Below are 14,065 nucleotides of genomic sequence, written 5' to 3' on the forward strand. Positions count from 1 at the left end.
TGATTTGCTGCGCTGCACGGTGACAAGCGGGAACCAGGGTGATTAGTCTGCGCCTCAACGCGATGGTAGCGCTACCAATAGATTCGGGGTTTTGGGTCCAGGGGCTGCCTTCTTTACCGCGTGTTCGTCCTGGCAGGCTTGAAAGCGAGTTTGAGTCGCGGCGCGTCCGGCGCCCGCGATGTTCGGTTTGGAATACGGGCCTCGCCGGTGCGTGCCCCTGGGAGGGGGCGGTACATCCATTCGATCGTATGTCATAGGGGACTTTCATGAGCGCTCGCAGTTTCCGTGCTACTCCAGACCCGAGGACCCGTCCATGAGCCGGACCTTGGCGAAGTTCCGCTCCAGGGCCATGTTCACGTTCGTCGGCGGCGTCCTGGTGATCAATCCCGCCTTCGCACAGGAGGCCTCCACGACCACCGCACAACCGCCTACGGCGCAGACGCAGCCCACGCAGCCTACTCAGCTGGACGCGGTGCAGGTGACCGGTATCCGCAACAGCCTCAGCCAGGCCATGGACATCAAGCGTGATTCGGCTGGCGTGGTGGACGCGATCAGTGCCGAGGATATCGGCAAGTTCCCCGATACCAACCTGGCGGAGTCGCTGCAGCGCATCACCGGCATCTCCATCGAGCGTCGTGACGGCGAAGGTGCACAGGTCACTGCACGTGGCTTCGGTCCGCAGTTCAACATGGTGACCCTCAACGGACGCCAGATGCCCGGTGCCGATGCATTCGGTGCGTCCGGGCAGGTCGCCATCGGTGGCGTCGACGGTGGCACCCGCGCCTTCAACTTCGCGCAGCTGGCCGCCGAGGCCATCAACGGCATCGAGGTCTACAAGACCAGCCAGGCGCAGGTACCCAGCGGCGGCATCGGCGCGACGATCAACATCCTGACCGCGCGGCCGCTGGATCACGAAGGGATCATCGCCAATGCCGGCGCGAAGCTCGTCTCGGACCGCAGCCAGCCGTTCGACAATGATCTGACGCCGGAGCTGTCGGGCATCTTCAGTTACAGCAACCCGGAAAAGACCTTCGGTGTGAGCCTGAGCGCGAGCCAGCAGAAGCGCAAGGGCGGCTCGGTGCAGGCCACGGAGAACTACTGGAACGTGCAGCCGTGGACGGGCTCGATGCCCGGCAACCCGACGGTGGTCAACGCGCCGGAGATCGGCCAGCTCTATGCACGCCCGAACGACCTGCGCTATGCATTCTCGGAGTTCGAGCGGGAACGCGTGAACGGCCAGGCCGTTCTGCAGTTCGCGCCCACGGACAGCCTGACCCTGACCGTGGACTACACCTACTCGACCAACGAGATCACCGAGAACCGTGGCGAGCAGGGCATGTGGCTGCAGAACAGCAACTACACCAACGTCCAGTTCGATACCAGTGGTGCGGTGGCCACCCCGGTTTACATCCGTGAGATCGCCGGCACCAAGGATTTCGGGTTGGAACAGCAGCGCAGCATGCAGGAGTACAAGCTGGGATCGCTTGGCTTCAATGCCGTGTGGAATGTCACCGACCGCTTCAAGCTGAGCTTCGACGCACACAATTCGAAGAACGAGAGTCGTCCGAATGATCCGCTCACCGGCGGCGGCTCGATCTTCATGAGCATTGCCGGCACCAACAACTGTACCCGTGGCCCCCATTGCGGTGGCTCCTGGGTGCAGGAACTGGAGTTCAACAATGGTCTGCCGGTCGGCACCCAGACCTGGTATCCCAGCACGGCAGATGCGATCGCCGGCACCAACGGCGTGGTCAACCCGGGCTTCCAGGAAGGCGAGATCGGCACCCAGGTGCTGCGTGTCAACGCACAGTCGCAGGTGAGCGAGATCAAGCAGGCCCGCGTGGACGGCGAATGGAACTTCGACCAGGGGCGGTTCCAGTTCGGCGTGGACACCAACAAGTCGACCACGCACCGCATCCAGGCAGCCGAGGCCTACTCGACCCTCGGTGACTGGGGCGTGGCCAACGTGAACCGGGATACCGATGCCGGGCTCATGGATCTGCTGCGTCCGGTCAACATCGTCGGCCTGTTCGACGACTACAGCGCCAGCAGCTGGCCCGCATGGCGCGGCAACGCCGGCCAGCTCGCACAGTGGGCGGCGGACGAATATGGCGTGGGACTGGGAGTCAGCCCGCAACGCGCGGCCGACAACTTCGTGGAAGAGAAGACCAAGGCGGCCTACTTCCAGGTGGAACTGGATGGCCAGCTGGGGAGCATGCGCACCAATACCCGGCTGGGCGTGCGCTACGAAACCACCGACGTGGTCTCGACCTCGGTCATCGCCGTTCCCGAGTCCATCGAGTGGCAGGCCAACAACGATTTCCGCATCGTGCTGTCCGACGAGCAGCAGCCCTTCACCGAGAAGGCAAGGTACAGCTACATCCTGCCCAATCTCGATTTCAGCATCGATTTCACCGATGAGCTGAAAGGCCGTGCCTCGTTCGGCAAGAGCATCGCCCGCGCGCCCTACGGCAATCTCTATGCGGGCCCGGGCGCACAGCAGCCGTTCGGATCGGTGCTGATCGATCCGTCGTCGCGCGCCAGCGGCAACGCGCAGAATCCCAGCCTGAAGCCGCTGGAATCGGACAACCTCGACCTCGGGCTGGAGTGGTATTTCGCCGACGCCAGCTATGTGTCGTTGACCTACTGGAACAAGTCGGTCGACAACTTCATCGGAAATACCGTTGTCCAGGAGAGCCTGTACGGGCTGACCGATCCCACGTCCGGCCCGGATGCGCGTGCGGCTCTGGACTTCCTCACCAGTGCAGCCTGCGTCTCCCAGGTCGGTGCCGCCAATGCGGCCGCCTGCTCGGCCAACGACACCTCGCTGTTCACCGCGCTGGCGTTGCTGCGCAACAACCCCGCCGGACTGGCGGCCTACAACGGAACCGACGCGCAGGTGCTGGCCACCGAAGCGGCCTACGATCTGTATGGCCAGGCGGACGATCCGCTGTACCAGTTCAATGTCAACCGCCCGATCAACCAGAACAAGTCCAAGCTGCACGGCTGGGAGCTCGGCGGGCAGTACTTCTTCGGCGACACCGGTTTCGGCGTGCTGGCCAACTACACGATCGTCAGCGGCGACGTCGGCTACAACAATGGCGGCGATCCGGGCATCGACCAGTTCTCGCTCACCGGTCTGAGTGATACCGCCAACGCCATGCTCATGTACGAGAAGTACGGCTGGTCGGTCCGCCTGGCGTGGAACTGGCGCGACCAGTACCTGATCCTGGCCAACCAGGGCGCCAGCCGCAATCCCTACTATGTGGAGGCTTACGAGCAGTGGGATCTGAGCGTGAACTACACGCTGGACGACCACTGGTCGTTCGGACTGGAAGCGATCAACCTGACCGGCGAGGACGTACGCTGGCGCTCGCGCACGTCGCAGATGATCGTGAAGCTGGCTGACCAGAGCCCACGCTACATGCTGGGTGTCCGTTACAAGTTCTGAGTCTGGCGACGGACCCGTCCGGCGCGGTACCGTTGTCCCGGCAACGGTACCGCACGGGCCTGTCCTGACGCAGCACCTGTCGCACGTGCCGGCGGTACCCTGCCGGCCACTGGCCCCGCACCGGACTGGACACCCTGATGGCCCGCTATGAAATGCTCAACAACATCGCCCATCGGGACCTGAGGGTCGCCACCGGCTTCGGCCCCGAGTTCGGCGACGCCGTGGGCATGGTGCCGGCCTATCCCAGCGAGTTCGCCGAACTGCAGCGGGAATATCCCATCTTCCTGCGCAAACAGGCCGGATCGGGCGAATGGCAGGCCGTCGCCCTGCTCGGGTTTGAACAGCACGAGAACCTCTTCCTGCAGGACGGCCGCTGGAACGCCTCCTATCTTCCGGGAGCCGCAGCGAAGGGGCCGTTCCTGATCGGATTCCAGGAGCATTACGTCGACGGTGTGCTCACCCGTGAGGCGGTGATGCATGTCGATCTGGACCATCCCCGGGTCAACACCGACGCCGGCGAGCCGCTGTTCCTGCCGCAGGGTGGCAACACCCCCTACCTCGACCACATCGCCGGCGTGCTGCGTGGTATCCATGATGGCAGCGCGTTCGGCGCCGCGATGTTTGCAATGCTTGACGAAAGCGGACTGATCCAGCCGGTCACGCTCGATGTGCAGATCACGCAGCATCACCGGGTGAGCGTGAACGGATTGCACGGCATCGACCGTGAGCGCCTGGCGCTGCTGGACGACTCGACGCTGGCCGCGCTGAATCGCGCTGGCTGCCTTGAGGGCGCCTACCTGATGCTGGCGTCGCTGCACAACATGCGCCGCCTGATCGCCGAGAAGCAGCGGCGCCTGCGCGCGCAGGATGCAGCAGCGTCCACGGCCAGGAACTGAGGGCGGGCGATGGGGGCTGCGATGCGGATACTGGAGGGCATCGATCCTGCTGCGCTGCCTCTGGCCTCGCTGGTCGAGGCCGGAGAGCCGGTAGTGCTGCGAGGCATTGCGTCAAGCTGGCCGCTGGTCGAGGCTGGACAGCGCTCCACGCTGGACGCGCTGGCCTACCTGGGCGGCGTCGACGCGGGCGTGCCCATCCAGTACTCGTTCGGCGGGCCGGACATCGACGGGCGCCCGTTCTACACCGCCGACTTCAGCCGGCTGAACTTCGAGGTCCGTCGCGCATCGCTCAGCGAGGTGCTGGAAGGCATCGCCTCGACACTGCATGAGCCGAGGCCGCCCACCTACTACGTGGCGTCGCTGCCGGTGGAGCGGGCATTGCTGCCGGCATTCGCACAGGCCAACCACGCAGGGTTGGCGGGGCAGGGCATCGAGGCGTTGGCCAGCATCTGGATCGGCAACCGCGTCACCGCATCGTGCCATTTCGATACCCCCGACAACCTTGCGTGCTGCGCGGTGGGCCGACGCGAGTTCACGCTGTTCCCGCCCGAACAGATCGACAATCTCTACCCCGGCCCGCTGGATCCCACGCCAGGCGGCCAGGTGGTGAGCGTGGTGGACTTCGAACGTCCTGACTTCGACCGGTATCCCCGCTTCAGGGAGGCCCTGGCGAGTGCACGCAGCGCAGTGCTGGAGCCAGGGGATGCCATCTTCATTCCCAGCATGTGGTGGCACCACGTGCGCAGCCTGGCGCCGTTCAATGTGCTGGTGAACTACTGGTGGCGGAGCTCGCCGGCCTTCCTCGGCTCGCCCCTGCCGGCGCTGCACCATGCGATGTGGGCCCTGCGCGATCTGCCCGCGCGTGAAAAGAAGGCGTGGGAAGCGCTCTTCCAGTACTACGTATTCGGCCCCGGCGAGCGCGCGGGGCAGCACCTGCCCGACGATGCGCGGGGGGATCTTGCACCGTTCGACGAGCATCGCGCGCGCCGCATGCGCGCGATGCTGCTGGGCAGACTCAACCGCTGAGGGGCACCGTGATCGATACCGCGAGCACAGCAGAAGGGCGCATCCGCAAGGTGGTCATTGCCGGCGGTGGCACCGCCGGTTGGCTGGCCGGATGTGCGCTGTCCCATCAATTCCGCGACCAGCTGGACATCACCCTGGTCGAGTCCGAGCAGATCGGTACGGTCGGTGTCGGCGAGTCCACTGTACCGCCCATCCGCACTTTCCATCACTTTCTGCAGATCGACGAGCAGGACTTCCTGCGCGCGGTGGCCGGCACGTTCAAGCTGTCGATCTCGTTCGAGAACTGGCGCCTGCCGGGCGAGCGCTTCTTCCATCCGTTCGGCACCATCGGACATGGCACCTGGGCCACGCCGTTCCACCATTTCTGGCTGGACAGCCTCCGCCGCGGGATGCCATCGGATCTGGGCGATTTCTGCCTGGAGAGCGTCGCCTCGCGCGACGACCGCTTCTCGCTGCAGACCCAGCCGCAGCCCAGCTACGCCTATCACTTCGATGCCGGTCTCTACGCCCGGTTCCTGCGCCGCAGAGCCGAGGCGCACGGCCTGCGACGGGTGGAGGGCAGGATCGCCGAGGTCAGACAGCATGCGCATGATGGTTCGGTGCAGTCGCTGGTGCTGGACGACGGGCAGGTCATCGAGGGCGATCTGTTCATCGACTGCACCGGCTTCCGTGGCCTTCTGATCGAGCAGACATTGAAGACCGGCTATGAGGACTGGCACGAATGGCTGCCGTGCGATCGTGCCGTCGCGGTACAGACCGAATCGGTCGCTCCACCAGTGCCGTACACCCGGGCCATCGCCCACGAGGCCGGATGGCGTTGGCATATCGCGCTGCAGCACCGGGTCGGGTGCGGGCTGGTCTATTCCAGCCGGCACATGTCCGACGACGAGGCGAGGGCGAAGCTGCTGCGCGACGTGGGCGCACCACCGCTGCGCGATCCCTGGCAGGTGCCCTTCCGCAGTGGACGCCGTCTGCAGGCCTGGAACAGGAACGTGGTTGCGCTGGGGCTGGCCAGTGGCTTCATCGAACCGTTGGAATCCACCAGCATCCATCTGACGATCAGCGCCGTGGTGCGGCTGATCCAGTTGTTTCCGTTCGATGGGATCGCGGCCTCACTGGTGCAGCTATACAACGAGGTCGGTTGCCAGGAGATGGAACACGTGCGCGATTTCATCATCCTTCATTACCACGCCACCCAGCGCGAAGAGCCGTTGTGGAAGGCGTGCCGCGAGATGGCGGTGCCCGAGTCGTTGCAGCAGCGGCTGCGCGCGTGGCGTGAGCGCGCGCACGCGTGGCAGGACCCCGGCGAGCTGTTCCGGGTCGAGTCGTGGACCAGTGTGCTGCTTGGCCAGGGCATCCAACCGGGCCGCCCGCACCCGCTTGCGCGGGCACTGAGTGACGCCGACCTGCGCACGCTGCTGAAACGCATCCAGCAGCCGGTGCGGCAGGCGGCCACGCAGATGCCATCGCAGGCGGAATTCATCGACCGCTATTGCCGGTCGGGCCCCGAGGTATGGCACGCGAACAGGGCGGCGTCGTAACAGGTCTGCCTGCAGATGCCGCGACGGCGAGCAGGGTTTTGCATTGCAGCACGCTTTTTCCGCCGCGGCTGGTTACAGTGCGGCATCACGGCGGGCGGCACGCACGCCGTGCAAACGAGGAGGCAGTGCAACAAGGCCTCCTTTTTTGAATGTCAGAAATGGTAGCGCTAACTTTTCGGAGTTCGGAGGCGGTTTCGATGGGTCTGGTTGCCGGTGTCGACGCAGGAACGCAGAGTTTGAAGGTGCTGGTCTACGACCCGGAGGCGCGTGCCGTTGTCGCCCGCACCAGCGCGGCGCTGGAGATGAGCAGCGGCGCCGATGGCAGCCGGGAACAGGTGCCGGCCGACTGGGTGGCGGCGCTGCGCACCTGCTTCGACGGGATTGATCCATCGCTCCGGTCACGCATTGCAGGTCTGGCCGTATCGGGCCAGCAGCACGGCTTCGTGCCGCTGGATGCGGCGGGCGACGTGCTGGCGCCGGCCAAGCTCTGGTGCGATACCAGCACGTCGGCCGAATGCACCCGCATCATGGACGCCGCCGGCGGAATTGACCGGACCATCGCGCTGGCCGGCAATCCGATCCTTGCCGGCTATACGGCCTCCAAGCTGCCGTGGACGAAAGCGCATCGCCCGGCAGCCTATGCGCGGCTGGCGACCATCCTGCTGCCGCACGACTATCTCAATTTCGTGTTGACCGGGCAGCGGTTCTGCGAGCACGGAGATGCCTCCGGCACGGGCTGGCTCGATGTGCGCACGCGCACGTGGTCGCAGGCGCTGCTGCGCGCCACGGATCCGGACCGCGATCTTGCTGCCTGCCTTCCGCCCATCGCCCCACCCGACGCGCTGTTCGATATCGACCCTGCGGCGGCCAGCATGCTCGGACTGCCGGTGACGGTGAAGGTGGCGGTCGGCGGTGGCGACAACATGATGGCGGCCATCGGCACCGGCTGCGTCACGGAAGGCCGCCTGGCGATGAGCCTGGGAACGTCGGGCACGTTGTTTGCCTACTCCGATTCACCGGTGATCGATCCGGACGGGGCCTGGGCCGCCTTCTGCTCTTCCACCGGCGGCTGGCTGCCGCTGATCTGCACGATGAACTGCACCGTCGTGACCGAGCAGGTAGCGAGTACCTTCGGTTTCAGTACGCGTGACGGCGATGCCCACCTCAACGCGACGTCGCCCGGCGCTGGCGGATTGGTCATGCTGCCGTTCCTCAATGGCGAGCGCACCCCCGACCTGCCGCTGGGCAAGGGCGTGCTGGCCGGCCTGGACACCCACAACTTCACGCCGGCGCACATCTACCGCGCTGCCATGGAAGGGGCGACCTACAGCCTGAAGTTCGGCTACGACGCGTTCAGACGCGCCGGCATGCAGTTCGACCGCATCGTGCTTACCGGGGGTGGCAGCAACAGTGCCGCGTGGCGGCAGCTGGTGGCCGATGTGTTCGGACTGCCGGTCGACGTGCCGGTGCAGGCCGAAGGCGCGGCATTCGGTGCGGCGCTGCAGGCCCTGTGGGCCATCGGGCGGTCGCAGGGTGATGCCGCGCCGATCAGCGAGGTCACCGCGCAGCATGTCCGCGTGGACCCAGCACTGTCCGCGCGTCCGGATTCCGGCCGCAGTGCGGCCTATGCCTCCGCCTATTCGCGTTTTCTCCGCCATCTCGAGGCCGTCACGCCGCTGCAGCGCGGCTGAGGTCCGCCTCCCTCCAACATCCCGCACAACGACAGGAGCACGTACCATGACCACGCAGCCCTTCATCGGCGCCAAAGAGTACTTCCCGGGCGTCGGCCGCATTCCGTTCGAGGGCAGGGACTCGGACAATCCGCTCGCCTTCAAGGTCTACGACGCGAACCGGGTCATCGGCGGCAAGACCATGCAGGAGCACCTGCGCTTCGCCGTGTGCTACTGGCACACCTTCTGCAACGCCGGCCACGATCCGTTCGGACCGGGAACCCGGCAGTTTCCGTGGGAGGCCGGTTCGCCGCTGGCCACTGCAGAGGCGAAGGTCGATGCAGCCTTCGAGTTCTTCACCAAGCTGGGCGTGCCGTACTGGTGCTTCCATGACATCGACCTGGCGCCGGATGCAGACGACATTGGCCAGTACCAGAAGAATCTCACGCACATGGTGCGCCTGGCCAAGGCCCGCCAGGACGCCACCGGGGTCAAGCTGCTGTGGGGTACGGCCAATCTGTTCTCGCACCCGCGCTACATGAACGGCGCATCGACCAATCCTGATTTCGCCGTGGTTGCCCGTGCCGCGGTGCAGGTGAAGGCCGCGCTGGATGCCACCGTCGAGCTGGGGGGCGAGCACTACGTGTTCTGGGGTGGGCGCGAAGGCTACGCGTCGCTGGCCAATACGCAGATGAAGCGCGAGATCGAGCATTTCGCGCGGTTCCTGACGATGGCCCGCGACTACGGCCGCAGCATCGGCCTGAAAGGCAACTTCCTCATCGAGCCCAAGCCGATGGAGCCGATGAAGCACCAGTACGATTTCGACAGCGCGACCGTGGTGGGCTTCCTGAAGGAGCACGGGCTGGACAAGGACTTCAAGCTCAACATCGAAGCGAACCACGCCACGCTCTCGGGGCACACCTTCGAGCATGACCTGCAGGTGGCCTCCGACCATGGCCTGCTTGGCAGCATCGATGCCAACCGTGGCAATGCGCAGAACGGGTGGGACACCGATCAGTTCCCGAGCGATCTGTACGACACCGTAGGCGCGATGCTGGTCGTGCTGCGGCAGGGTGGCCTGGAGGGCGGGCTGAATTTCGACGCCAAGGTGCGCCGGGAGTCGACTGACCTGGAAGACCTGTTCATTGCCCACATCGGCGGCATGGACGCGTTCGCACGAGGTCTGGAAGTGGCACACGCACTGCTCACCGAGTCGCCGTGGGAGCAGTGGCGCAGAGAGCGCTACGCCAGCTTCGACACGGGAGCCGGCAAGGATTTCGAGCGCGGCACGCTGAGCCTTGCCGACCTGGCCACGCTGGCCGCCGATAACGGCGAGCCGCGCCAGACCAGCGGCAAGCAGGAACGCTACGAGAACCTGCTCAACCAGTATCTGCTGCGCTGAGCACGGCAGCGTCAAGTCGGCAATGGAGCGATCGAGGGGATGTCGATGAACCAGGCAGCAGATGGCGGAGAGAACACACGGCTGATCGTTCTGATCAGCGTGGTGGCAACGATTGGCGGGTTTCTGTTCGGGTTTGACAGTGGCGTCATCAACGGCACCCAGGACGGCCTGCACCAGGCGTTCCGCTCCGGGGAATGGATGCAGGGCTTCGAGATCGCCTCGATGTTGCTGGGCTGCGCCGTGGGCGCCTTCAGCGCCGGCAGGTTGGCCGACCGGCTGGGGCGGCGCAATGTGCTGATCCTGTCGGCGGTGATGTTCCTGCTATCGGCGCTGGGGGCCGGCGCTGCGGGTTCTTCCGCGTGGTTCATCGTCGCGCGGGTGATAGGGGGATTTGCAGTTGGCGCGGCGAGCGTGATTTCACCGGCCTACATCGCCGAGGTGGCACCCGCCCGTTACCGTGGCCGACTGGCTACGGTGCAGCAGATCGCGATCATCAGCGGGCTGACCGCAGCGTTCCTGTCCAACTACCTGCTGGCCGCCGCCGCCGGGGCATCGACGGAGCCTCTGTGGGCAGGGCAGGCCGCTTGGCGCTGGATGTTCTGGATGCAGGCGGTGCCCTCGCTGGTGTTCCTGCTGCTGTTGCTGACCATCCCCGAGAGCCCCCGCTACCTGGTGGTGAAGCGGCGCAAGGAGGACGCACTGCGGGTTCTCACCCGGCTGCTGGGCCGCGACAAGGCACAGCTCACGCTCGACGAGATCGAGGCCTCCCTGTCCACCGACCATCATCGTCCGCGGCTGTCCGACCTGAGGAGCAGGGCGACCGGGCGGATCCGTCCCATCGTCTGGGTGGGTGTCGGCCTGGCCTGTTTCCAGCAGCTGGTCGGCATCAACGTGGTCTTCTACTACGGCGCCGTGCTGTGGCAGGCGGTCGGGTTCTCGGAGAACGACGCGCTGCTGATCAATGTGTTGTCCGGCGCACTGAGCATCGGCGCATGCCTCGTCACCGTGCTGCTGATCGACCGTATCGGTCGCAAGCCGCTGCTGTGGATCGGCTCGGTGGGCATGTCCGTCTCCCTGGCGCTGGTGGTGGTTGCCTTCGCCAGCGGCTCGCTGGCCGACGGGCACCTGCAGCTGCCGGGCCGCATGGGCACCCTGGCGCTGGTCGCCGCCAATGCCTACGTCGTGTTCTTCAATCTGTCCTGGGGACCGGTGATGTGGGTGATGCTGGGCGAGATGTTCCCCAACCAGATCCGGGGCTCGGCACTGGCCGTCGCCGGTGCAGCGCAGTGGACGTCGAACTTCGCGGTCACGGTGACGTTCCCGATGCTGCTGGCCGCGGCAGGGCTGGCGGCAACCTACAGCATCTACCTGGTGGCCGCGGTGGTCTCGGTCGTGTTCGTGCTGCGCCATGTGCACGAGACCAAGGGCAAGGAACTGGAGCAGATGGAAGGATGAGCGCCATGACATCGCAGGATTCCATGCGCCGTGCCGGCGCGCTGATCGCCGGACTGATGCTGGCGCTGGCCGGTTGCAAGGGGGGAGACCGGCCAGCGCAGGCCACCGCTACCGAGGCTGATCCATGGCCACAGGTGGCCTGGCCCCTGGCCGAGGATGCCGCACTGGAGAAACGCATCACCGACCTGATGGCCGGCATGACCGTGGAGGAAAAGGTCGGCCAGCTGGTGCAGGGAGACATCGCCAGCATCACCCCCGACGACGTGCGCAGATACCGGCTCGGCTCGATCCTGGCCGGAGGCAACTCCGATCCTGGCGGTCGCTACGATGCATCGCCCGCCGAGTGGCTGGCGCTGGCGGACGCGTTCTACGACGCCTCCATGGACACCTCGCAGGGTGGAAAGGCAATTCCGCTGCTGTTCGGCATCGACGCGGTGCACGGGCAGAGCAACATCATCGGCGCCACGCTGTTCCCACACAACATCGGGCTCGGCGCTGCTCGCAATCCCGAGCTGCTGCGCAGGATCGGCGAGATCACCGCGCTGGAGACACGCGTCACCGGCATGGAATGGACGTTCGCGCCAACGGTCGCGGTTCCGCAGGATGACCGCTGGGGGCGCACCTACGAGGGCTATTCGGAGTCTCCCACCGTGGTGGCCAGTTATGCGGGTGCCATGGTGGAGGGCCTGCAGGGCAGGATAGGGTCGCCTGACTTTCTTGATGGCCGCCATGTGATCGCGTCGGTGAAGCACTTCCTGGGCGATGGTGGCACGACCGGCGGGAAGGACCAGGGCGACACCCGCATCAGCGAGGCCGAGCTGGTGCGCATCCATGCGGCCGGCTATCCGCCGGCGATCGCTGCCGGAGCACAGACCGCCATGGCGTCGTTCAACAGCGTCAACGGCGAGAAGATGCACGGCCACCGGCACTACCTCACCGACGTGCTGAAAGGGCGGATGAACTTCGGCGGCTTCGTGGTCGGCGACTGGAATGGCCATGGACAGATCAAGGGCTGCACGACCACCGACTGTCCCGCCACCATCAATGCGGGCCTGGACATGGCCATGGCGTCGGACAGCTGGAAGGGCTTCTACGAAACCACCCTGGCAGCCGTGAAGGACGGCAGGATCACTGCTGAGCGGCTGGATGATGCGGTGCGCAGGATCCTGCGGGTGAAGTTCCGCCTGGGCCTGTTCGAGGCGGGCAGGCCTTCCACCCGGGCGGTCGGCGGCCAGTTCGCGCTGATCGGCGCCCCTGAGCATCGCGCGGTGGCGCGGCAGGCGGTGCGCGAGTCGCTGGTGCTGCTGAAGAACCAGAACGGCATCCTGCCGCTGTCGCCAAAGCAGCGGATCCTCGTGGCCGGCGACGGTGCCGATGATGTCGGCAAGCAGGCCGGCGGCTGGACGCTGAACTGGCAGGGCACCGGCACCACCCGCAAGGACTTCCCCAATGCGGATACGATCTTCGAGGGCATTGCGCAGCAGGCCAGGGCCGCGGGTGGCGAGGCCACGCTTGCCATCGATGGCAGATACACAGTGAAGCCGGATGTGGCGGTGGTGGTGTTCGGTGAAGATCCGTATGCCGAGTTCCAGGGCGACCTGCCCACGCTGGCCTACAAGCCCGGCGATGAAACGGATCTGGGATTGATTCGCCGGCTCAAGGAAGACGGCATTCCAGTGGTGGCGGTCTTCCTGAGCGGGCGACCTCTCTGGGTGAACCGGGAAATCAATGCCGCGGACGCCTTCGTGGCGGCGTGGCTGCCGGGATCGGAAGGCGGTGGCGTTGCCGACGTACTGCTGCGTGGTCCGGATGGCCGCATGCAGCACGACTTCAAGGGCAGACTCAGCTTCAGCTGGCCACGTACGGCCACGCAGTACGCCAACAACGTCGGCCAGAAGGACTACGCCCCGCTGTTCCCGTTCGCCTTCGGTCTGAGCTATGCCGACAAGGGCGATCTGGCGGCACTGCCGGAAGTTTCGGGCGTCACCGGCAACGAGGGGGCAACCGGTGTCTTCTTTGCCCGCGGCGATGCAGGTGCCGGCATGGCGCTGCGGCTGGAGGATGGTGCCGGGCAGGGCATGACCGTGATCAGCGTGCCGGATGCACTGGCAGATGACCGTCTGAAGATCACCGGTGTGGACCATCTGGCCCAGGAGGACGGCCGACGTCTTGCCTGGTCGGGTCAGGGGGAAGCCGTGGTCGCACTGCAGTCGCACACGCCGCTGGACCTGCAGCGGGAAGCCAATGGTGATCTGATGCTGTTGACCACGCTGCGTGTCGACGTGGCACCACGTGGCGAGGCGTGGCTGTCGGTGGGCTGTGGTGCCGGGTGCTCGGCGCGCATCGCCATCGGGCCCACGCTGGCGGCGCTTCCGGTCGGCCAGTGGACGCGCGTGGGCATTCCCCTGAAATGCCTGGCTGCGGCCGGAGCGAAGGTGGGTGCGCTGGATCGGCCGTGGTCGGTGGGGACGGCTGATGCAATGACGATCTCCGTGTCCCGCGTGGCGCTGGGCGCGCTGAACGAAGCCGAGACCACCCTCGGATGCGGTGCGTGATGGCATCCTGCCTGAAGGCCAGCGCGCTGGACACAGGCACCGTGCGGGTGCCGGCATGACACGGGCCTG

At 66.0% G+C, this 14,065-nt stretch carries 8 protein-coding genes; all 8 read left to right on the top strand.

The features are described from left to right. Nucleotides 1–313: 313 nt before the first annotated feature. The 8 genes from AC5P5M_RS11210 (at nucleotide 314) to AC5P5M_RS11245 (ending at nucleotide 13,996) form a co-directional block, all read left to right on the top strand. Entirely contained in the window at nucleotides 314–3,451 is a 3,138-nt protein-coding gene (locus tag AC5P5M_RS11210) for a TonB-dependent receptor (protein ID WP_053518517.1), read from the top strand. Nucleotides 3,452–3,588: 137 nt separating this feature from the next. Continuing rightward, nucleotides 3,589–4,347 (top strand): SapC family protein, encoded by a 759-nt coding sequence (locus tag AC5P5M_RS11215; protein WP_263178286.1) that lies wholly within the window; start codon nucleotides 3,589–3,591, stop codon nucleotides 4,345–4,347. Nucleotides 4,348–4,356: 9 nt separating this feature from the next. Next, a complete protein-coding gene (locus AC5P5M_RS11220; protein ID WP_459040362.1) occupies nucleotides 4,357–5,373 on the top strand; it encodes a cupin-like domain-containing protein in 1,017 nt (338 codons plus the stop codon). A gap of 8 nt (nucleotides 5,374–5,381) precedes the next feature. Next, a complete protein-coding gene (locus AC5P5M_RS11225) occupies nucleotides 5,382–6,914 on the top strand; it encodes a tryptophan halogenase family protein (RefSeq protein ID WP_495205878.1) in 1,533 nt (510 codons plus the stop codon). A gap of 197 nt (nucleotides 6,915–7,111) precedes the next feature. Beyond that, entirely contained in the window at nucleotides 7,112–8,605 is a 1,494-nt protein-coding gene (xylB, locus tag AC5P5M_RS11230; protein ID WP_495205879.1) for a xylulokinase, read from the top strand. 46 nt (nucleotides 8,606–8,651) lie between these two features. Beyond that, nucleotides 8,652–9,986, top strand: coding sequence for a xylose isomerase (xylA, locus tag AC5P5M_RS11235; protein ID WP_253118467.1), 1,335 nt, complete (start codon nucleotides 8,652–8,654; stop codon nucleotides 9,984–9,986). A gap of 45 nt (nucleotides 9,987–10,031) precedes the next feature. Next, on the top strand, nucleotides 10,032–11,441 hold the full coding sequence (locus tag AC5P5M_RS11240) for a sugar porter family MFS transporter (RefSeq protein ID WP_164152081.1): 1,410 nt from the start codon (nucleotides 10,032–10,034) through the stop codon (nucleotides 11,439–11,441). A gap of 5 nt (nucleotides 11,442–11,446) precedes the next feature. Further along, nucleotides 11,447–13,996, top strand: a complete 2,550-nt coding sequence (locus tag AC5P5M_RS11245; protein WP_495205880.1) for a glycoside hydrolase family 3 N-terminal domain-containing protein — start codon at nucleotides 11,447–11,449, stop codon at nucleotides 13,994–13,996. The last annotated feature ends 69 nt before the right edge of the window (nucleotides 13,997–14,065 follow it).

Source organism: Stenotrophomonas sp. YJH_SMC_106-19 (assembly GCF_059368375.1).

Coding starts and splice junctions, on each gene's coding strand:
- AC5P5M_RS11245 (WP_495205880.1), top strand. CDS start 11,447: ATGACATCGCAGGATTCCATGCGCCGTGCCGGCGCGCTGATCGCCGGA.
- AC5P5M_RS11210 (WP_053518517.1), top strand. CDS start 314: ATGAGCCGGACCTTGGCGAAGTTCCGCTCCAGGGCCATGTTCACGTTC.
- AC5P5M_RS11220 (WP_459040362.1), top strand. CDS start 4,357: ATGGGGGCTGCGATGCGGATACTGGAGGGCATCGATCCTGCTGCGCTG.
- AC5P5M_RS11215 (WP_263178286.1), top strand. CDS start 3,589: ATGGCCCGCTATGAAATGCTCAACAACATCGCCCATCGGGACCTGAGG.
- xylB (WP_495205879.1), top strand. CDS start 7,112: ATGGGTCTGGTTGCCGGTGTCGACGCAGGAACGCAGAGTTTGAAGGTG.
- AC5P5M_RS11240 (WP_164152081.1), top strand. CDS start 10,032: ATGAACCAGGCAGCAGATGGCGGAGAGAACACACGGCTGATCGTTCTG.
- xylA (WP_253118467.1), top strand. CDS start 8,652: ATGACCACGCAGCCCTTCATCGGCGCCAAAGAGTACTTCCCGGGCGTC.